This is a genomic window from Streptomyces sp. MK37H (assembly GCF_018035285.1).
In the GTDB taxonomy this organism is placed as follows: domain Bacteria; phylum Actinomycetota; class Actinomycetes; order Streptomycetales; family Streptomycetaceae; genus Streptomyces; species Streptomyces endocoffeicus.
Map to the genome: position 1 here is coordinate 1 of NZ_JAAAYH010000130.1, position 20,261 is coordinate 20,261.

Consider the following 20,261-nt stretch of genomic DNA (forward strand, 5'->3'; position numbering starts at 1 on the left):
AGTTCAAGTCCCGCCCCCCACCGGGACGATGAACAGCGGCTGCGTGAGCTCGGCTATCAACCCGTTCTGGCCCGCCGCATGGGCGGCTTCGGCAATTTCGCCATCAGTTTCTCGGTCATCTCCATTCTCTCCGGATGCATGACGCTGTACGGCTTCGGGCTGGACACCGGAGGCCCCGCGGTCATGATGTGGGGCTGGGCCGGAGTGGGGCTCTTCGTGCTGTGCGTCGGGCTCGCCCTGGCCGAGGTGACCAGCGCGTACCCCACCTCGGGGGCGCTGTACTACATGGCCGACCGGCTGGGCGGACGGACCTGGGGCTGGTACACCGGCTGGCTCAATCTGCTGGGGCTGCTCGGGGCCATCGCCGGAATCGACTACGGCGCCGCCCTGTTCACCGGCGCGCTCTTCAACCTCCAGTGGGGATTCGATCCCACACCGGAATCGACCATGCTCATCTTCGTCTGCATTCTGCTGCTGCACGCGGCGCTGAATCTGTTCGGAGTGCGCCTGGTCAGCGTGCTCAACTCGGTCAGTGTGTGGTGGCATCTGGCGGGCGTCGCCATCATCGTCGGCGCGCTGGCGATCGTGCCCTCCCACCACCAGTCGCCCGAATTCGTCTTCACCGAATTCGTCAATGACACCGGCTGGTCGAATCCGCTGTATGTGACCGCGATCGGACTGCTGCTCGCCCAGTACACCTTCTCCGGCTACGACGCCTCCGCCCACCTGTCCGAGGAGACCTCCAACGCCTCCGTCTACGCCGCCCGGGGGATCGTCCGTGCCATCTGGGTGTCCTGGGTGGCCGGGTTCGTGCTGCTGGCCGGGCTCACCTTCGCCATCCAGGACTACGCCGGTACGCAAGGGAGCGCCACCGGGGTGCCGCCGGCGCAGATCCTGATCGACGCCCTGGGCACGGGCGGCGCCACCGCGATGCTGCTCATCGTCATCGTGGCGCAGCTTTTCTGCGGGAACGCCGAGGTGGCGGCGGCCAGCCGGATGGTGTTCGCCTTCAGCCGGGACGGCGCGCTGCCGGGCTCACGGCTGTGGCAGCGGGTCAGCTCCCGTACCCAGACGCCGGTGCTGGCGGTCTGGCTGTCGGTGGCGGTGGCGTGTGTGCTGGCCCTGCCGTCCCTGTACTCCGAGACCGCCTACGGCGCGGTGACCGCCATCAACGTCATCGGGATCACGCCCGCCTACGCCATCCCGGTCTTCCTGCGGCTGCGCGCCGGGGACCGGTTCCAGCCGGGCCCGTGGAACCTGGGCCGCTGGAGCAAGCCGGTGGGCTGGATCGCGGTGGTGTGGGTGGCGGTGGTGACGGTGCTGTTCTGCCTGCCGCAGTCCAGTCCGGTGACGGTGGACTCGATGAACTACGCCTCGATCGCGCTGGCCGTGGTGCTGCTGCTGGCCACGATCTGGTGGTTCGTCGCCCGTCGCTCGTACAACACGCCGTCCGCGTACGGCACCGCGCGTGAGCAGGCGGAGATCGCCGAGGGCATCGTCTAAAGGTTCTCCGTATGCGTGAAGCCGGGTGCGGAAGGCTTTCCGCACCCGGCCTCAACGGTTCATCCGGAACGGCGAAGCGACTCGGCCGGAGGCCGCTCGCGGCCCGCGCCGTAGGCGAGGAAGTACGCGGGCACCCGCTTCAGCCAGGGCGCCCTGGTGAGCACCTCGGCCAGCCGCAGCGGCTCCCCTCCGGCGACCGGTGAACGCCCTTGCAGCAGCGGCCCGATGACCCGTGCGTGGGCGATCCGCTGCAACCCCTGCGTCGCGACGGTGGTCGGCCACCGGCGGCGCTGGACGGCGCGTACGTCGGCGAGGCCCACAGTGCCCTCGCGCAGCGGCCCGACCAGATGGCGGGCGGCGGCGACCGCGTCCTCGACGGCGAGGTTGATGCCGATCCCGAACACGGGCGACATCGCGTGGGCCGCGTCCCCGATGCACAGCAGTCCGGGGCGGTGCCAGCGGCGGAGCCGGTCCATCCGTACGTCCAGCAGCTTCACCTCGTCCCAGGACCGCGGGCCCGGGCCACGGTCGGCCGGCCCCCGCCGCATCCATGGGGTGGCCTCCGTGAACGCGGCGAGGAACCGGTCGAGGCCTTCGGCCCGGCACTTGGCGTCGGCCCCCTTGGGGACCAGGGCGGCGCACTGCCAGTAGTCACCACGGTCGATCATCGCCGTGAGAAAGCGCTCGCCGGCATTGGCCACCAGCCCCTGGGGGTCGCTCTCCTCGCGCGGCAGCCGGAACCACCAGACGTCCATCGGGCAGGCGAACTCCTGGAGTCCGAGCTCCGGCAGGTCGCGGGCGAGGGATCCCCGGCCGTCGCAGGCCACGGTGAGGGTGGCGCGCAGTTCGCCGGTGGAACCGCTCGTGCGGTCGCGGTAGCGCACTCCGGTGACCCGTCCACGCTCCATGAGGAAGGAGGTCACCTCGGTGTTCGTCCGCAGCTGGAAGGTGGGTTCCCGTTGGGCCTCGTCCGCCAGCAGATCGAGCAGGTCCCACTGCGGCACCATCGCCACGTAGTTGTACTTCCCCGGCAGTGAGCCGATCTCGCCGACCGTGAACAGTTCGCCGCCCCGCCCTATGGGCAGCTGGATGGAGTGCACATGCCGCTGCGGCAGGGCCGCGAACCGGTCGGCGAGGCCCAGGTCGTCCAGGAGCCTCAGCGTGCTGGGGTGCACCGTGTCGCCGCGGAAGTCGCGCAAGAAGTCCCCGTGCTTCTCCAGGACGGTGACCTCCACCCCGGCCCGGGCGAGCAGCAGGCCGAGGACCATCCCGGCCGGCCCGCCGCCCACCACACAGCATGTGGTCCGCTCCATCTCATGGCTCCCTTCGACGTCCCCGAGGCCATGGGCACCCTCTCAGGACGGGTTACCCCGCGGCGCCACGCCACACCGGCGCCGCGGGGGCTCCGGGGCCTCCGGTTCACGATCGGCTTGAATCTTCCCGCGCCCGCGTCCGTATCCCCGCGTGATGGTGTGGGGCGTATAAGGAGGTCTGTATGGCAGCCGAACCCGATCCGGACCGACCAGCCGGGCGTCAGGTGATCGAGCCGACCGCCATCTTCCCCGCGGCGCCGGAGTACGACGATGCCTCGGAGGGGCCGGTCGAGGGGTGGATGGAGGAGCTCGACCTCTTCCGGCCGCCGGGCACCGAGCTCCCGCCCGAGGCACCGCCCATGGCGGATGACGACACCCAGGAGATGACGGGCGGCCCGTCCGCCGCCGACGCCTGGCCCCCGCAGGAGGCACCGCCCGCGCCTCAGCAACCGCCCGCGCCGCCCGCCCCCGCCGGGCGGCGCCATCCCAGCGCCGCCCTGCTGGTGCTGGCCGGGCTCGGCGCGGGGGTCGCCCTCTCGCTGGTGCTGATGGTGCCCCGGGACTCGGCGTCCGGCGCGGCCGAGGGCGGCGCGTCGGCCACGCCGACCGCGCCCACCGCGCCCGCGACCTCCGGCGCGCCGCAGACGCCGAGCGCCCCCGCCTCGCAGGCCCCGGACGACCAATTGCCGCCGCCGGGCGACCCGGGCGATGTGCTGACCCTCGGGAGCACCGGCCCGGAGGTCACCGAGCTCCAGAAGCGGCTGCTGCGGATCCCGAACGTGTATCAGGACGGACAGGTCAACGGCCAGTACGACCAGACGCTGGCCCAGGCCGTCTCCCGGTTCCAGGTGTGGTACGGGATCCGGGGCGACGCGAACGGGGTGTACGGGAGCGCCACACGGCGCATTCTGGAGTCGCGCACCTGACGCAACGGCCGGAGGCGGTCAGGGTCGGGGTGCCATCAGGCGGCGCCGAAGACCTGGGTCCAGTACGTGCCCGCGCGGCTGCCGGTGGCATGGCCGACACCGATGTGGGTGAAGTCGGGCTTCAGGATGTTGGCGCGGTGGCCCGGGCTGTTCATCCAGCCGCGCACCACCTCCTCCGGGGAGCGCTGGCCGCATGCGATGTTCTCGCCGATGCCGCGGTGGGTGGCCCCGGCGGCCCGGGCCCGGTCCCAGGGCTGATGCCCTTCGGGGCCGGTGTGGGAGTAGAAGTCGCGGGCCACCATGTCGTCGCTGTGCGCCTGCGCGGCCGCCGTCAGCCGAGGGTCGGGGGCGAGGGGCGCGAGCCGGGCGGCGGCGCGCTCCGCGTTGGTCAGGGCGATGACCTCCGAGGCCAGGCGCAGCAGCCCGTCCGGGGTGAATGGACGGGCCCATACCGCCGTCCAGTAGACGTCCCCGGTGGTGCGGCCGTCGGCCCGGCCGATCCCCAGGTGGACGACGGCCGGGTCGTGGAACGGCCCCCGGCGCTCGGCGCCTTCGAGGCAGTAGTCCACGAACTCCCGTGGGGTGCGCGGCCCGGAGACGATGTGCTCGGCGATGGTCAGCGGGGTGTAGCCGTGTGCGGCGATCCGCTGGAAGAGCGAGGTCCCGTCCGGGCTCTCCAGCGCCGGCGCGCCGTGGGCGGCCATGGCCCGGGCGTGCGCCTCGGCGGCCGCGGTCAGCCGTCCGTCGAGGGCCACGGGCGCGGCCCCGGCCCGGGCCCGCGCCGCGTTCACCACGTCGAGGGCCTGCCGCGAGGCCCCGTCGGCGGGCGCAGGGGCGGCGGACGCCGGGGCGCGATGCGCGAGCGTGGGAGACACGAGAGGCATGGGAGGCACGGACGCGGGGGACGCGGGCGCGGCGGCGGCTCCGTCGTCGGCGACGTCGACGCCGAAGTCCCGGGCCACACCGGCCAGTCCGTCGGCGTACCCCTGGCCGATCGCCCGCACCTTCCAGCCGCCGCCACGGCGGTAGATCTCGGCGAGCAGCAGCACCGTCTCCCGCGAGGGGCGCGGCGGAGCGAACCGGGCCAGCGGCGACCCCCGCTCGTCCAGGACGCTCAGCACGGGCGCCGGGAGCCGCCCCAGCGGGGTGCCAGGGTCGGCGGGGCTGATGACGAGGGTGACCCGGGCGGCGCCGGGCCGCAGCGCCCGCGGCCGCAGGGTGACGGTGTCGCCGTCCAGCCGGGCGCCGGGCGCGGTGGGCTGGTTGAAGAAGACGAAGTCGCCGTCGCCCGCGACCTTTCCGTCCTCGCCGGTGATCAGCGCGGACAGATCGAACGGGCCCGGCACCCGGATGGTCAGCGCGCCGTCGGGCAGCGCCTGGTTCCCGCCGGGCACCAACTCGCCCATGTCCGCTCCTCACCGCCGCGTGCGTGGAGGCAACGCGTCATGAGGGCAACGCCCGGGCGCCCCCGGCGGTTCCGGCGGGCGCCCCGGCGGTGCGGCGGCGGTCAGACCGGCACCGCGACGTACTTGTACTCCAGGAACTCGTCGATGCCGACGCGGCCGCCCTCGCGACCCAGCCCGGACTGTTTGACGCCGCCGAAGGGGGCCGCGGGGTTGGAGACCAGTCCGGTGTTGAGGCCGACCATGCCGACCTCGAGCCGCTCGCTCACCCGCAGTGAGCGGTTGAGGTCCTGGGTGAACACATAGCCCACCAGGCCCCATTCGGTGTCGTTGGCGGTGGCGAGGACCTCGTCCTCGTCGTCGAAGGTGAGCACGGCCGCGACCGGTCCGAAGATCTCGGTCTCCATCAGCCGGCTGGCCGGGGAGACGCCGGTGAGCACGGTGGGCGGGTAGAAGCAGCCGGGGCCCTCGGGGGTGCTGCCGCCGACCAGCACCTCGGCGCCGCGTGCCACGGCGTCCGCGACCAGCTCCTCGACCTTGGTACGGCCCGCCCGGTCGATGAGCGGCCCGACCTGGACACCGGGGCGGCTGCCGGGGCCGACCTCCAGCGCGCCCATGCGGCGGGCCAGCCGGTCGGCGAACTCGGCCGCCACGGAGGAGTGGACGAAGAACCGGTTGGCCGCCGTGCACGCCTCGCCCATGTTGCGCATCTTCGCGGTCATGGCGCCCTCGACCGCGACGTCGAGGTCGGCGTCCTCGAAGACGATGAAGGGGGCGTTGCCGCCGAGTTCCATGGAGGTGCGGACCACCGCGGGCGCGCTCTGGGCGAGCAGGGTGCGGCCGACCTGGGTGGAGCCGGTGAAGGAGAGCTTGCGGATATGCCCGCCGGTCAGCAGCGGCTCCACGACCTCTCCGGCACGGGAGGTGGTGACCACGTTGAGCACCCCGGCCGGAAGCCCCGCCTCCGCCAGGATCCCGGCGAGCGCCAGGCTGGACAGCGGGGTCTGCGGGGCGGGCTTGAGCACCATGGTGCAGCCCGCGGCGATCGCCGGGCCGATCTTGCGGGTGCCCATGGCCAGCGGGAAGTTCCACGGCGTGATGAGCAGACAGGGGCCGACCGGGCGGCGCATCAGCAGCATGCGGTTCTTGCCGTCCGGCAGCGTGGAGAACCCGCCCTCGACGCGCACGGCCTCCTCGGAGAACCAGCGGAAGAACTCCGCGGCGTAGGCCGCCTCTCCGCGCGCCTCGGCCAGCGGCTTGCCCATCTCGGCCGTCATCAGCGCGGCGAGCGCGTCGGCCCGCTCCATGATCAGCTCATAGGCGCGGCGCAGGATCTCGCTGCGCGCGCGGGGCGCGGTGGCCGCCCACTTCTCCTGGGCCTCCTCGGCCGCGGCCAGGGCGCGCTGCCCGTCGGCGGGGGCGGCGTCGGCGATGTCGCACAGCACCTCACCGGTGGCCGGGTCGTCGACCGGCATGGTCTGGCCGCCCGCCGCGTCGGACCACGACCCGGCGATGTAGAGCTGCTTGGGCACCGCGGCGAGGACCTCTGCGGCCGAGGGGTACGAGGGGGTGGACATAGGGGCAATCTCCTATCGGACCGCCGCCGGTCCGAGGGGTTCGGACCGGCGGGCGGATCGGGCTCCCGTGAGTGATGTGCGGTGCGCGTCAGGAGTCCGCTGTTCCGGCGCTGACGGCGGCGGACCAGGCGCGCAGACCCTCATCGATCGCCGCTTCGTCGACGACGAGGGCGGGGATCATCCGGACCACATGGTTCCAGGCGCCGCACAGGAGCAGCAACAGCCCTTCGTCCACGGCGGCGCGCTGCACCCGGGCCGCGGTCGCCGGGTCCGGCTCGCCGTCAGCGGTGACGAACTCGCTGGCCAGCATGAGGCCGAGGCCGCGCACATCGCCGATGGCGGGGGTCTTGGCGGCCACGTCCTCCAGACCGCTGCGCAGCCGCGCCCCCATGGCCTCGGCGTTGGCCACGAGGTTCTCCTCGCGGACCACGTCGAGGGTGGCGGCGGCCGCCGCGCAGGCCACGGCGTTGGCGCCGTAGGTGCCGCCCTGGGAACCGGGCCAGGCCTTGCTCATCAGCTCCTCGGAGGCGGCGATGCCGGACAGCGGGAAGCCGCTGGCCAGCCCCTTGGCGGTGACCAGGATGTCGGGGCGGATGCCGAAGTGGTCATGGCCCCAGAACCGTCCGGTGCGGCCCACCCCGGTCTGCACCTCGTCCAGGATCAGCAGGAAGCCATGGCGGTCGGCGCGCTCCCGCAGGCCCTGCAGGAAGCCCTCGGTGGCGGGCACGTAGCCGCCCTCGCCGAGCACCGGTTCGACGATGATCGCGGCGGTGTCGTCGGGCGGGGAGATGGTCTGCAGGACGTAGTCCAGCTCCCGCAGGGCGAACCGGGTCGCGGTCTCCTCGTCCCAGCCGTACCGGTAGGCCGTGGGGAACGGGGTCACCACGACACCGCTCATCAGCGGCGAGAAGCCGGAGCGGAAGCGGGTTCCGGAGGTGGTCATGGAGGCGGCGGCCACGGTGCGGCCGTGGAATCCGCCGTGGCAGACCAGGACGTTGGGCCGGCCGGTGGCCTGGCGGGCCAGGCGCAGGGCCGACTCCACGGCCTCGCTGCCGGAGTTGCTGAAGAACAGACTGTCGAGGCCCGTGGGGAGCACCTCGCCCAGCTTCTCGACCAGCCGCCGCAGCGGCGGGTGCATCACGGTCGTGTACTGGCCGTGGATGAGGGTGCCCACCTGCTCCTGGGCGGCGGCGACGACCCGCGGATGGCAGTGCCCGGTGCTGGTGACGCCGATGCCCGCGGTGAAGTCGAGGTATCGCCGCCCGTCCTCGCCGTCGATGTAGGCGCCCTCTCCGCGGACGGCGACCACCGGAGTGGCTTGACGGAGCTGCGGCGACAGATTGGTCATGTTCTCTCCCACACCCACGGGTCGGCGATGCGCTCGGACACTTCGAGGGTGAGGGGGCGGACCCGGTCAGGACAATGATCACTGTGTCGCGGGGTGGTGATCGGTATGGACGATCTGTCAACGACCCCGGGTACGGGCCCTGTCAAGAGGCCGGCCGGGATCGTGGTTGCGCCCGGCGCGCGGGCTTGCCAGAGTGAGCGGCATGAACGGCTTCGGCGGCACCGGGTACGACGCTGCCGGACGGCCGCCGGCCCGCCCCTCGGAGCCCCCGCGGATCCCGGGGCGTCCGCCGCTCAGCCTCGCCGAGGTGCTGCGGCTTCCGGTGCTGGCCGCCGGGGCGCCGGAGGTGGTCTCCGGCCATGGGCAGCTGGCCCGGCCGGTCCGCTGGGTCCACATCACCGAGCTGCTCGACCCCGCGTCCTTCCTCAAGGGCGGGGAGCTGGTGCTGACCACCGGGATGCCGCTGCCCGAGGATCCGGCGCTGGTCCGCCGGTATGTCGACGAGCTCGCGGACGTCGGCGCCGCCGGGCTGGTCATCGAGCTGGTGCGGCGCTACCACCGGCCGCCCTCGGAGCTGGTACGGGCCTGTCTGGCGCGCGACTTCCCGCTCGTCCTGCTCTCGCGGACGGTGAACTTCGTGGAGGTCACCCAGGTGCTCCACTCCCTGATCGTCGGCAGCCAGGTGGAGAGCCTGCGCCGGGCCCAGGACGTCCATGACACCTTCACCGCGCTGACTCTGCGGGGCGCCGGGCCCGAGGAGGTGGTGGTCATGGCGGCGGAGATGAGCGGGCACCCCGTGGTGCTGGAGAACCTGGTGCACCAGGCCGTCATCTGCGGGTCACCGGGGCGCGGGGTGGAGGGGGCGCTGACCGGCTGGGAGCGGCGCTCGCGCGCCACGCCCTCGCCCGACCGGACCGGGCTGAGCGGCCCGGAGGACTGGCTGGTGACCGCGGTGGAGTACCGGGGCGAGCGATGGGGGCGGCTGCTGATGCTCCCGGACGGGGCCCGGGACCCGGCGGTCGGCTCCGAGGACGCGATGGTCCTGGAGCGCACCGCCACGGCCCTGACCATCGCCCGGCTCACCCACCACACCCGCTGGGAGCGGCGGGCGCAGCGCACGCTGCTGCTGGACCTGGTGGAGCAGCGCTGCCGCTCCAAGGGCGAGGCCCGGGCCAGGGCCGAGGCGCTGGGCGTGCCGGTCGCGGGCCGCCGGCTGATGGTGGTGCTGGTCAGCCCCGGCCCCGGCGCCGGGGAGACGACCGAGCTGGAGGACCGGCTGACGGACGAGCTGGGGGCGGCCGGGGCCGCCGTACTGGTCGGCGCGGTGCCCGGTGACCACATAGGGGTGCTGCTGGCCCTGCCCGCCGCCACGCCGTGGCGGCCGCTGGTGGAGCGGCTGAGCCGGTCGGTGCGGGAGTCCCGGCCGGACGCCGTGATCAGCGTCGGCTCCGAGGTGTCGGATCTGTCGCAGACCGCCCGGTCGTTCCAGCAGGCGGCGCGGGTCGCGGACGCCGCCGTTCCGGGGACGCCGGACAAGGCGTTCCACGAGCTGTCCGACATCGGGCTGCGGCAGTTGCTGTACGCGCTGCGCGGCGATGTGCGGCTCCAGGAGTTCGTGGAGCGGCAGTTGGGGCGCCTGGTGGACTACGACGAGCGGCACGGCACCGATCTGCTGCCGGTGCTGCACACCTTCCTGGACGCGGCGGGCAACAAGACGGTGGCCGCCAAGCGCGCGAACCTGTCCCGGCAGGCGTTCTACCAGCGGCTGCACTCGGTGGAGCGGGTGCTCGGCTGCGATCTGGAGTCGGGTGAGCAGCGTACCCAGCTCCATGTGGCGCTCACCGCCTTCCGTCTGCTGCGGCTGTCCCGGGGCCCGGCCCCGTCCTGAGACGGCGACGCGCCACGGCCGGCCCGGATCGAGTCCGGACCGGCCGTGGCGCGTTCGTGGACCTCCGCGGCGTGGGGGTCATTTGACGAAGTCGTCGACGACCTTTGGCGGCCAGCAGCCGACGTTGAGTACGCCGATGGAGTAGGCGCGGGAGACGAGGGCCGCGCGATTTGGCACCCGCAGCTTCCGCAGCAGCCGAGTCACGTGGTACTCGACACCCTGCCGGCTGAGGTAGAGCCGGGAGGCCAGGGGGATGGTGGAGAGCCCGGCGGCGATGCCCTCCAGGATGCGCGCCTCGGTCTCGGTGAGGAGCTTCTTATGATTGGTGACCATTTCCACCTCCTCGCCACCCGCCGTGGGACGCATCACCACGAGGATCGAGGCCACATGGGCGGTGCCCTCGCGCACCGCCACAGCGGTGAGCCCGCTGGTGAAGGCGGCCCCCTCGGCCCCGATGGCCACCACATGGGTGGTGAACCGGTGACGGGAGCCGTCGATGAGCCGGGTGAACTGCCGCTTCAGCGCCTGTCTGACGCTGGGGTGCACAAGGTCACAGAAGTCACGGCCGCACACGTCCGAGGAGGCGTCGTCGAACTGCCGGAAGAATTCCCGGTTCGCCTGCTGGACGATGAGCGACGGGTCGAGACAGACGACACACGCCCCTGGCTGATCGAACTGGCGCAATAGATCCGTGTACTCGGTCTGCTCGTGTCCAAGCTCGTGGGGGGTTGGCCGAGCCGAATCTGCTAGTAAAGGCAATGCCAAGGGACTGCCATCCCTTCCTAATTCTCAGTATTCGGAATTGAATATCGATATTCAATTCCGAATGTTCATTTCAGAATTGAGACTAGGGATCTGCGGGTACGGAAGTCAACGTCAACAGGGGTGTCGCCACCCAATCCCGTGGTGGGGTCCCCCGAAGGTTCGGTCCGCACCCCACCCCTTCGGTGGGCCGGTACGGTCGGTTCACGAATCCTCGTCAAACAGCGTCCAATTATCGCCGTTAACGCTCCGTTCACGAATGCATGCGGGGCAGCAGCTCGATGAGCTCGCGCCGCCCGGAGACGCCCAGCTTGCGATAGGAACTCGTCAGATGCTTCTCGATGGCGCGGGAGCTCACCCCCAGCTCGGCCGCGACCTCCTGGTTGGTCAGGCCGCGTCCGACGAGGGAGGTCACGGTGCGTTCGGTACGGGTGAGGGTCGCCTCGGGCGGGGCGGCCGCCGCACCGCTGCCGTCCGCCGCGCGGATCCGGTCGACCAGCCGTGGCACCCCGCACGCCGAGGCCAGGGCCGCGGCCTCCCGGAGTACCGCCGCCGCCTCGCCCCCTCCCGGCCTCAGCCGCTTGCCCAGCAGCAGGAGCGTGCGGGCGAGTTCGAGTTCATTGGCCGAGGCGCGCAGCACATCGACCGATTCGCGCAGCAGCCGCATCCCCTGGTCACCGTCGCTCAGCCGGGCCTTCACCCGCAGCGCGCGGCCGAGCGCCACGGGGGCACCCCATTCCGTCGCCCGCAGCAGCTCCTCCTCGGCCAGCGCCCCGGCCGCGTGGGGGTCGCCGACCCGCCGGTGGAGGTCGGCCGCCCAGGGCCGCCAGGAGAAGAGCACGGGATTGCGCCAGCCCGACGCCTCCAGCTGCCGGCCGCAGGCCAGGAGGGTTTCCAGGGCGCTGGTCCAGCGGCCGTGCTCGGCGTCCTGCGCCGCCTTGACGAACTGCAGCGTCGCGGTCAGGGCCAGGCTCGAGGAGCGGCGCCGGCCGGGGCCGTCCAGAATCCGCTCGATCAGCGCGGAGTCCTGGAGGTCCAGGGCGACGCGGGTGAGGGCGAGGGTGGAGACGATCCCGGCCTCCTGCCAGTGCACCTCGGCCAGCCGCACGGCGCGCTCGGCGTACTCACGCGCCTGGGCGACGCGGCCGCGGGCGCCGAGCACCATGGCCTGCTGGACGTTGACGAGCGCGTCCACGACCGTGCCGCCCTGCCGCCGCGTCTGCTGCTCCATCGCCAGCCAGGAGCTGATCCCCCGTACCGAATCGGCGGCCACCAGCCCGATCACCACCAGCGGCAGCGGGGTGTGGACCTGGTCGGAGGTGGCCGGTTCGCGCTCCAGGATGCGGTTGGCCAGCCGGGAGACCTCGGCCGCGGGCCATCGGGCGGTGAGCACCGCCGCGTTGAGCAGCACCGCCGTCAGCTCGCGCTCGGCGGAGGTGATCAGTGGCGGCTCCTCCCCCAGCACGGACAGCCGCTCGACCGCCGCGGCCAGTTCCGCCGGGTCCTCGTGTCCGGCGTGCCGCAGCCGCGCCTCCAGCCGCAGCGCCACATCGCGCGCCGTGCCCTCCAGCGAGGCGGCGGGCCCAAGGTCCTCGGCGACCTGGTGCAGCAGATCGATGACCGACGGGGGCCCCAGGCCCACGATCGAGGGCGAGATCCGCAGGGCCGCGGCGGCCCGGAGCCTGGCCGTGGTCAGCAGGGGGATCGCCTGGGAGATGTGGCGTTCGCAGGCGGCCGGGTCGAAGCCGCGCTCCGCGGTGGCCAGATCGATCAGCAGCCGGGCCCGGCCCTCCCCGGTCAGCGAGCCGTCCAGGAGGGCACGGCGCAGATAGCGGGCCGCGGTGCGGGGCGCCCCACGGCGCAGCGCGGTGTCCGCCGCGGCCCGCAGCACCTCCACCGCCCAGGGGTGGTCGGAGCTGGTGACGGCCAGGAGCTGGGCGGCGACGAGTTCGGCGGGGCGTCCGTTGTGGTACATCAGGGCCGCCGCGGCGTCGTGCAGCCGCTCCCGTTCGGCCACGGTCATCGAGGACTCGACCGCGTCCTGCACCACCCGGTGCAGGAAGCGCGGCTCCTGCTCGGCGGCGATCAGCCCCAGCTGGTGGAGGTCGCGCAGCGCGGCCAGGAAGCCGATCGGGTCCAGCCCGGCCAGCCGGCCCAGCAGATCCGGTTCCGCCTGATCGCCGAGGACCGCGATGGCGGCGGCCAGGTCGCGCGGGGGCCGGGGCTGGGCGCGCAGGGAGCTGGCCAGCCGCTCGCGCAGCTGGGCGGGGCGGAGGGAGCGGGCCGTCTCGGCATGCTCGGCGGTGGGCCGGTGGCCGCGCATGGCCAGGTCCGCCAGCACGGACTTCAGGAACAGCGGGTTGCCCGCGGAACTCTCGTGACAGGCGCGGGCGAACTCCTCGTCCCCCGGCACGCCGAACTGCTCGAGGATCACTTCCTTGGTGGCGCCCAGCGACAGCGGCGCGGGGCGCAGCACCCGCCGCGCCGCCTCGACGATCTCCCGCAGCAGTGGGTCCCCGGGGCGCCGATAGCCGTCCCGCAGCGCGCAGACGAGCACGGCGCGCAGCCCGTGCAGCCGTTTGACGAGGAAGGCGAGCCAGCGCAGCGAGGGGGTGTCGACCCACTGCAGATCGTCCACGAGGATGAGCAGCGGGCGCTCGGCGCCGGCGGTGGCCAGCACCGAGCGCAGGCCGTACAGCGCCTCCTCGGGGATGGTGACGGCCCCGTCATCGTCGAGCGGCGGGGCGTCGTCGGAGAAGACCGTCCGGCAGAGGTCGACCTCTGCCTCGATGCGCTGACCGCGGAGCTCTTCCGGGGCGCCGGTGAGCAGGCTGTCGAAGAGCTGGCGGACCACGCCGAGGTCGAAGTCCTGCTCCATGGGCGCGGCGTTGGCGCGCAGGACCCTGATCTTCTCGCCCTCGGCGAGCATCGGCAGCTGGTGCAGCAGCGCGGTCCGGCCGGTGCCCAGGGGGCCGGTGAGCAACAACAGTGACGAGTCCCCCGCCGCCGCGGCCCGCAGGGCCTCCGCGACCTGCGCCAGCTCGGCCTCCCGTTCAAGCAACATCGATTCCGCCTCCCTGCGCCGCCCGCAGCAACGCGATCAGCTCCGCGCGGCCGCCGATCCCCAGCTTTCGGTACGCACCGCTGAGCCTCAGCTCCACGGTGCGTCTGCTAACCGAGAGGGTCTCGGCTATCTCCCGGTTGCCGTGGCCGAGTCCGACGAGGGAGGCGGTGCGCTGCTCGGGCTCGGTCAGCGTCGCCCACGCCGGATGCGGGACTCGTCCGCGGACGGCGGAGGGCCCCGTCCGCTCGGACAGCTCGCGCACCTTCGCGACCAGCTTGCTGGAGGGCCGGTGGGCGATGACGAAGGTGAACAGCTCGGCCACCAGGGGGGCCGCGGCGCGCGGGTTCCCGGTGTCGAGTTCGGCCGTGGCCAGCTCCATCAGGGCCCCCGCGTAGGCGAGCCGGGCCGGGGTGCCGCGCAGGGTGGCCACCGCCTCGCGGAGCCGCTCGACCCGCCCCTCCCGGGCCACCCGTCCGGCGCCCAGCTGGGCCCAGCCGAGCGTATTGGGGGCGCCCCACAACCGGGCCAGCGCGAGCTCCTCGTCGGCGAGCCGCCGTGCCTCCTCGTGGTCGCCGAGGGCGTCGTGGACCCGGGCGGCCATCGAACGCCACGGCATCAGGGCGGGGTTGATCCGCCCGCAGCCCAACTGCCATCTGCCGGTGGCCCGGAACAGCTCCACCGCCTCGGGCAACCGGTCGTCCTTGACGGCCACCAGCGCCCGGGCGAAGAGCAGATAGCCCCAGGAGGCGCCCTCGCGCGACTCGGCGGGGGCGGACGCGGCCGCGAGCACACCGGCCTGGCCGAGGTCGCCGTTCTCCAGGGCGATGAGGATCCGGACGGCCAGCAGATACGGGACGGTGTAGCGGTGCCAGCGGGAGCGGGGCAGTGACCGCTCGGCGGCGGCCACGTCCCGTTCGGCCATGTCGAGCCGGCCGCGCCGCAGGTTCAGCTCGCCGCGGACGGCCAGGGCCTGGGCGGCGGCCGCGCGGGCGTGCCGCCGGCGCAGATCGGTGTGGAGGACGTCCAGCCGGACCTCGGCCTCGTCCAGGTCGTCGGTCAGCAGCAGGGTCCGGGCGGCGGTGAGCCGGGGCAGGATCAGGGCGCCCGCGCCGCCGTCCAGGGTGAAGACCCGATGGGCCAGCGCCCGGGCAGTGGGCAGGTCCTCCCCGCGCAGGGCCAGCCGCCAGGCGCGCGCCGCGGCCTGCACCGGGCAGGTGGGGTCGTCGGGCAGCGGCGGGATCCCGTCCGGGACCAGATCGGTGTCGTCCTGCCCGTCGGACTCGGTGAGCCAGAACAGCCCCGCGAGCGCCCCCCGTTCCTCACCGGCGGTCGAGGGCAGCACCTCGACGATCGCGCGGCGCAGCGCCTTGTCGTCGCCGCGGGAGAGCCCGAGGTCGGCGGCGCGCACCCGGATCCGGCCGGGCCCGCCGTCGCCGGTGCGGATGATCTCCGCCAGCCGGCGGCCGGCGGCCTCGGGGGCGGCGAGCACTTCGATGGCGGCGAGTTCGAGGCCCAGCTGGGCACGCGACGCCGGGTCCAGCGGCTCCTCCAGCGCCCGCGACAGACAGGCGATGGCCTGGGCGGTCCGGCCCGCGCGCAGCGCGGCGGCGCAGGTGCGGCGCAGCACGGGGATCACCCAGGGCTCGTCGACCGGGCGGGCGGTGAGCAGCAGCCGGGCGATGTCCTCGTCGGCCACGGCCGCCCGGTAGGCCAACTCGGCGGCGCGGGCGTGGAGTTCGGCCCGCTCGTCACTGGGCATCTCAGCGAGGATCCAGCTGCGTGCCTCGGGCCGGCTCAGCCGGAGCCCGGTCCCGGAGGCGATGGCGAGCCCGCTCTCCTGGAGCACCTCGGGCAGTCCGGGCTCACTCGCGGCGCGGGGGCCGGCGAGTGCGAACAGCAGGGACAGATCCAGCAGATCGCCGCAGACGGCGAGCGCGCGGACAAGCGCGACGGCCGTGTCGGACAGCTCTCCGAGCACGCGGACGTCGTGTTCACCGCCCACCGCCTCGGTGATGGTGGACAGTTCCGGCACTCGCCCGGCCACCGGCGCGTAGCCGTGTCTGGTGAAGCGGCGCAGTGCCTCGGACAGCACCTCGGGGTTGCCCGCGCTCGCCTCCAGGGCCGCGGAGATGAAGGCGTTGTCGCCGGGGCGGCCGCAGATCAGCGCGACCGTGGCGGCCACGTCGCGCGGGGCGAGCGGGGCCAGTTCGCATTCGAGGGTGATCACCTGCTGCGGCGCGGTGGACAGGGGGCACGCGCCGGGGCGGAGCCGGCCGGTGCCGCTCACCAGGAGGACGATCAGTGCGTCGGGCAGCCGTCGTATGAGCGCCCCGAACCAGCGCAGCGACGCCGGGTCCAGCCATTCCACATCGTCGACGACCAGCAGTGTGGGCCGCTCTCGGGCGGTCCGCAGCAACTCGGTCAGGCCCGGTAAGCGGCTCTCGGGCCCCTGTCCGGTCAGGGCCTTCATCGAACCGTCGGTGAGTCCGTCCATCGGGGCCAGTAACTGTCCCACCACGCCGTAGCGCACATCGCGCTCGCCGGGGGTCGCCTTGGCGCGCAGCACGCGGAACCCCTGGTCCTCGGCCAGCCGGGCGGCGAGGTTCAGCAGGCGGCTCTGTCCGTAACCGGGCCTGCCGATCAGTGTCACCACCGAGGAACGGCCCCGGCCGAGGTCGGCGACTGTCTGGGCAAGCATGGCCTGCTCTCGTTCACGGCCGGGGAACGGGAGCCCGTTGAGCTGCATGGTGTGACTATATGCCTGGGGTGGGTCGTGACCCTGTCGCCGAACCGCCGCGCGCGTCAGCGTCGGCCGCGCGAGGCGAAGACCCACGCGGGGGCCTGTGGGTCGGGAAGGCTCGGCGTGTTCAGCACCGAGGCGAGCTCCCCGCGCTGACCGACACTGAGCTTCCGGTAGACGCTGGTGAGATGGGTCTCAACGGTCCGTACGGTGACGAACAGCGACTCGGCGATCTCGCGGTTGCCCGCCCCGCGCGAGGCCATCTGGGCCACCTTGTGCTCGGTGCCGGTGAGCAGGTCGACCGGTGAGGCGGTGATCTCACGCATCCGGCCGCCCGCGGCCACCAGCCGGTTGCGGGCGTCCTTCGCGAGCGCGAGCGCGCCGCAGCCCTGCGCGAGGTCGACGGCCGAGCGCAGCCGCTCCCGGGCCTCGCGCGGCCGCCCCGCGTCCAGCAGCGCCCCGCCGAGCAGGAACTCGGCCCGGGCGTGCTCGGAGCGGGCGGGCGCCCCGGAGAAGTGCTCGACCGCCTCGATGAGTTGGGCGATGCCCTCCTCGCCGGGGGTGGTCACCCCGCGGGCGAGGGCGGCGAGTCCGAAGGCGCGCGGGGTGCTCCAGCGGCGGGCCAGCTCGGCGCCGTGCTCGACCAGGTCCCGCGCCTCGTCCGCCCGCTTCTCGGCCGCGAGCAGACAGGCCGCCTCGGCCCACCAGGGCAGGAACACCGGGTTGGCGAAGCCGGACTCCTCCAGGGAGGCGCCGCAGTCGAGCAGCAGCCGCAGCGCGGTGGCGCTGTCGCCGAGCGCCCAGCGGGCCCGGGCGCGGGCCATGAGATACGAGTGGTACTCCATGACGAACCCGTCCAGGTTCGGCCGGGTGACGGCGGCCAGCAGTTCCTCGGCCCGCTCCGGTTCGCCCCGGTCGATCAGGATCGTGGCCAGCGCGGTCTGCGGCATGGTCACATTGGCGCTCCAGCGCTCCTCGCCGATGATCTCGACGGCGGTCTGGGCGTCGGCGAGGGCGTCGGGGATGGCGCCGACGCCGTGCAGCAGCAGGGCGCGGTAGGACAGAGTGATCACATACGACCAGACCGCGGCGTTGTCCTGGCCGTGGCGCAGCGCGTGCTCCAGGGTCTCCATCGCCTCCTCGATCTCGTCGGCCAGACCGAGGGTGAACGCGGAGAAGAGCAGCGACCAGTTGTCGAGCCGGTCCGCGGAGCTCAGCGCGCGGCGGGCCTGCCCCACCGCCCTCCGCACCGAGCGGCCCTCCATCGCGGACAGGACCGTCATCGTGGCGAGCATCTGGCGCTGGGCGGGGGTGTCCCCGGCGGGTTCGGGGATCCGTGCGAAGCGCTCCCGGACCGTGTGGATCGTGGCCTTCTCGTCGGATCCGCTGATCAGCAGCGTCGATTGGACGAGGGTGCGCAGCTCGCGGTCGCGCGGATCGGGGTCGGGCCCGAGCTCGGCCTCGAGCTCGTCGAGCACCTCGCTGAGCACCCGTACTGCGGCCGGTGACTGCTGGACGGTGAGGCAGGTGAGGCCGAACTGCACGGCGATGGGCGCCTTGGTGCGGATATCGGTGGCCAGCGTGAGCGCCCGCTTGAGCAGGCGGATGGCCTCGGCGGGGTTGATCTCCGCGAGCGCCTTGGCGAGCGGGACATGGGCCGACAGGCTGTCCGGCTCCGCCTCCAGGACCCGGTAGAGATAGCGGGCGGCGGCCTCCGGGGCGCCGCGGTGCTCGGCCTGGGCGGCGGCTTCCCGGAGCACCCAGCCCATCCACGGCTGGGGGGTGCCGGGCACCAGCAGCACCTGGTTGGCGACCTCCTCGGCGGGCCGTCCGGCGTCGCTCAGCAGCAGGGCCGCCCTGGCGCGCAGTTCGGCCAGCCGCTCCTCCCCGACGGCCTCCAGCACCGCGGAGCGCAGCACGTCATGGGCCAGGTCCGCCCGGTCCGGCGCCATCACCTCGGCCTCGCGCAGCTGCTCCACGGCCTCCGCGACGCGGGCTGCGGGCACTCCGGCCAGCGCGCCGATGTGCTCCGCGTCCTCCTCGCCGAGCACCGCGATGGCGGTGGCCACGTCCCGGACCCAGTCGGGCCGGGCGTCGAAGAGGGCGCGCACGGACAGGGCGACCACGTACTGCCCGACCTCGGCGATCTCGCGGATGCCGCTCTCGTCGGGCGACACCCCCTTGGCCCGCAGCTCGCGCAGCAGCCGGGTGACGGTCAGCGGGTTGCCGCCGCACACGGCGGCGGCACGCTCGGCGAAGGAGGGCGCGACGGGGGCGGTGAAGACCTGGTGGGCCATTTCGGCCACTTCGGCGTCGGTCAGCGGGTCGAGGCGGATCACCGCCGAGCGCGGCTGGGCGAGGATGTCCGCCAGGGCCGCGGGGGCGACCGGTTCCTCCTCGCTGCGCTGGGCGAGCACCACCAGCAGCGGCAGCTGGTCGGCCCGGCGCAGCAGGAAGTCGATCCAGCGCAGGGAGCGCTCGTCGCACCAGTGCACATCGTCGAGGACGAGCACGAGGGGGCCCTGGGTCATCAGGTTGGCGGCGAGCCAGTACAGGCCGTGCAGCACCGGGTAGACGCTCGCGGCCGTGGGCGGCCCCTCCTCGCCGGGGCGGGGGCTGAGCGCGGGGAGGGCGCGGCGGGCGCTGCCGCGCAGCAGCGGGGAGTCCTGGGCGTCCTCGGCCGAGAGCCCGAGGCTTCCGAAGAGGGCGCGTACACCGCCGTATCCGGCGCCGGCCACCACTTCACCGCAGGCGCCGTGCAGCACGGTCATCTTCCGGCAGGCGTCGCTGTCGAGGAAGGCGCGCAGCAGGCTGGTCTTGCCGATTCCGGCCGGACCGGACAGGACCACCAGACCGGAGCGGGCGCTGTGGGCGGCCTCCGCGTGGGCGGTCAGCGCGGCGAGTTCGGCGGCGCGTCCGACCAGCGCGCCGGGTAAACCGGAATCCGTTTTCCGGTCCACCACGCAGCCTCCTCAAGCCACAAAATGCGAAGAATTTCGGAAAAGTGCGCTGCTGCCGCGATCAGCAGGTTACACGAGCGCAATGATGACGATCAATCCCGATCAATCGTCAGGCAATCCCGATCGGTCGTCCCGTCCGGAGTCCGATCGGTGAAGTCCGGATCCCGATCAGTCGGGCCCGGAGCGCGATCAGCGAAGCCCGGAGACGGAAGGCGTGGTGAGGGCGTTCACCATTCCGTCTCCGGGCCGTTCGGTATCACTGTGTGGGTACGAGGCGTGAAGTCGTCTATGGCATCTCCCTTCGTCGGCAAACGATCACGGGGTCATTCGGGCCCCTCCCAGGGCGGACTCCAGGGCGACGGCAGGCGGGTGGAGCTCGAACCAGACGACCTTGCCCGCCGCCGTGCAGGTGGATCCCCAGCAGCGGGAGAGCAGATCCAGCAGGTGGAGTCCGCGCCCGCCCTCGTCATCGCCGCACGCCCGGCGCACCCGGGGCTGCTCGGGGTCCTCGTCCGCCACCTCGCAGCGGAAGGCGCGGTCGACGGAGCACAGCGAGAGCGTCAGGCGGATCGGTCCGCCCGCGTGCCGCAAAGCATTGGTGACCAGCTCGCTGACGAGCAGTTCGGCGTCGTCGGCGAAGTCTTGCAGCGTCCACGCCGACAGCTGGGCGAGCGCCAGCCGCCGGGCCGTCGGCACCGAGGACGGCTCGGAGGGGAGCAGCCAGGACGTCCCGCCGGTGGTGGCGGGAGGCGCCGTGTCGGGGCGGCGCTCGGTGCT

12 protein-coding genes are annotated in these 20,261 nt (G+C 73.3%); 3 read left to right on the forward strand and 9 right to left on the reverse strand.

Annotation, left to right across the window (positions count from 1 at the left end; all coding sequences use genetic code 11):
* Positions 1–39 precede the first annotated feature (39 nt).
* Positions 40–1,503, forward strand: coding sequence for an amino acid permease (locus tag GWI24_RS19660; RefSeq protein WP_247616605.1), 1,464 nt, complete (start codon positions 40–42; stop codon positions 1,501–1,503).
* Between the two features lie 59 nt (positions 1,504–1,562).
* Here GWI24_RS19660 and GWI24_RS19665 read toward each other — a convergent pair whose 3' ends face one another.
* Positions 1,563–2,816, reverse strand: a complete 1,254-nt coding sequence (locus GWI24_RS19665; protein ID WP_210947235.1) for an FAD-dependent oxidoreductase — start codon at positions 2,814–2,816, stop codon at positions 1,563–1,565.
* Between the two features lie 182 nt (positions 2,817–2,998).
* Here GWI24_RS19665 and GWI24_RS19670 point away from each other — a divergent pair, with 182 nt between their 5' ends.
* A complete protein-coding gene (locus GWI24_RS19670; RefSeq protein ID WP_247616604.1) occupies positions 2,999–3,742 on the forward strand; it encodes a peptidoglycan-binding protein in 744 nt (247 codons plus the stop codon).
* Between the two features lie 35 nt (positions 3,743–3,777).
* Here GWI24_RS19670 and GWI24_RS19675 read toward each other — a convergent pair whose 3' ends face one another.
* The 3 genes from GWI24_RS19675 to GWI24_RS19685 all read right to left on the reverse strand — a co-directional run bounded on the left by GWI24_RS19675 (position 3,778) and on the right by GWI24_RS19685 (position 8,070).
* On the reverse strand, positions 3,778–5,148 hold the full coding sequence (locus GWI24_RS19675) for a CAP domain-containing protein (protein ID WP_210947236.1): 1,371 nt from the start codon (positions 5,146–5,148) through the stop codon (positions 3,778–3,780).
* A 101-nt stretch (positions 5,149–5,249) separates the two neighbouring features.
* Positions 5,250–6,722 carry an NAD-dependent succinate-semialdehyde dehydrogenase gene (locus tag GWI24_RS19680; protein WP_210947237.1) on the reverse strand — a complete coding sequence of 491 codons (1,473 nt, stop codon included), beginning with the start codon at positions 6,720–6,722 and terminating at the stop codon, positions 5,250–5,252.
* Between the two features lie 88 nt (positions 6,723–6,810).
* The gene (locus tag GWI24_RS19685; RefSeq protein WP_037957403.1) at positions 6,811–8,070 is read right to left on the reverse strand and encodes an aspartate aminotransferase family protein; all 1,260 of its coding nucleotides are present in this window, start codon (positions 8,068–8,070) and stop codon (positions 6,811–6,813) included.
* Positions 8,071–8,272: 202 nt separating this feature from the next.
* Here GWI24_RS19685 and GWI24_RS19690 point away from each other — a divergent pair, with 202 nt between their 5' ends.
* Positions 8,273–9,958 carry a PucR family transcriptional regulator gene (locus GWI24_RS19690; protein ID WP_210947238.1) on the forward strand — a complete coding sequence of 562 codons (1,686 nt, stop codon included), beginning with the start codon at positions 8,273–8,275 and terminating at the stop codon, positions 9,956–9,958.
* Positions 9,959–10,036: 78 nt separating this feature from the next.
* Here the strand turns inward: GWI24_RS19690 and GWI24_RS19695 are convergent, their stop codons facing one another.
* From GWI24_RS19695 to GWI24_RS19715, 5 genes are all read right to left on the reverse strand, one after another.
* Complete coding sequence (locus GWI24_RS19695) at positions 10,037–10,642, reverse strand: LuxR C-terminal-related transcriptional regulator (protein ID WP_210947239.1); 606 nt, start codon at positions 10,640–10,642, stop codon at positions 10,037–10,039.
* A 331-nt stretch (positions 10,643–10,973) separates the two neighbouring features.
* Complete coding sequence (locus tag GWI24_RS19700) at positions 10,974–13,784, reverse strand: LuxR family transcriptional regulator (protein ID WP_210947240.1); 2,811 nt, start codon at positions 13,782–13,784, stop codon at positions 10,974–10,976.
* Positions 13,774–16,530, reverse strand: a complete 2,757-nt coding sequence (locus GWI24_RS19705; RefSeq protein WP_210947241.1) for an AAA family ATPase — start codon at positions 16,528–16,530, stop codon at positions 13,774–13,776. The genes GWI24_RS19700 and GWI24_RS19705 overlap by 11 nt, the downstream gene beginning before the upstream one ends.
* Before the next feature lie 56 nt (positions 16,531–16,586).
* Positions 16,587–19,487 (reverse strand): LuxR family transcriptional regulator, encoded by a 2,901-nt coding sequence (locus tag GWI24_RS19710; protein ID WP_210947242.1) that lies wholly within the window; start codon positions 19,485–19,487, stop codon positions 16,587–16,589.
* 312 nt (positions 19,488–19,799) lie between these two features.
* Positions 19,800–20,261 (reverse strand): ATP-binding protein (locus GWI24_RS19715; protein WP_210947243.1); only part of this gene is annotated, 462 nt, incomplete at its 5' end.

Coding starts and splice junctions, on each gene's coding strand:
- GWI24_RS19685 (WP_037957403.1), bottom strand. CDS start 8,070: ATGACCAATCTGTCGCCGCAGCTCCGTCAAGCCACTCCGGTGGTCGCC.
- GWI24_RS19705 (WP_210947241.1), bottom strand. CDS start 16,530: ATGCAGCTCAACGGGCTCCCGTTCCCCGGCCGTGAACGAGAGCAGGCC.
- GWI24_RS19670 (WP_247616604.1), top strand. CDS start 2,999: ATGGCAGCCGAACCCGATCCGGACCGACCAGCCGGGCGTCAGGTGATC.
- GWI24_RS19665 (WP_210947235.1), bottom strand. CDS start 2,816: ATGGAGCGGACCACATGCTGTGTGGTGGGCGGCGGGCCGGCCGGGATG.
- GWI24_RS19700 (WP_210947240.1), bottom strand. CDS start 13,784: ATGTTGCTTGAACGGGAGGCCGAGCTGGCGCAGGTCGCGGAGGCCCTG.
- GWI24_RS19680 (WP_210947237.1), bottom strand. CDS start 6,722: ATGTCCACCCCCTCGTACCCCTCGGCCGCAGAGGTCCTCGCCGCGGTG.
- GWI24_RS19690 (WP_210947238.1), top strand. CDS start 8,273: ATGAACGGCTTCGGCGGCACCGGGTACGACGCTGCCGGACGGCCGCCG.
- GWI24_RS19675 (WP_210947236.1), bottom strand. CDS start 5,148: ATGGGCGAGTTGGTGCCCGGCGGGAACCAGGCGCTGCCCGACGGCGCG.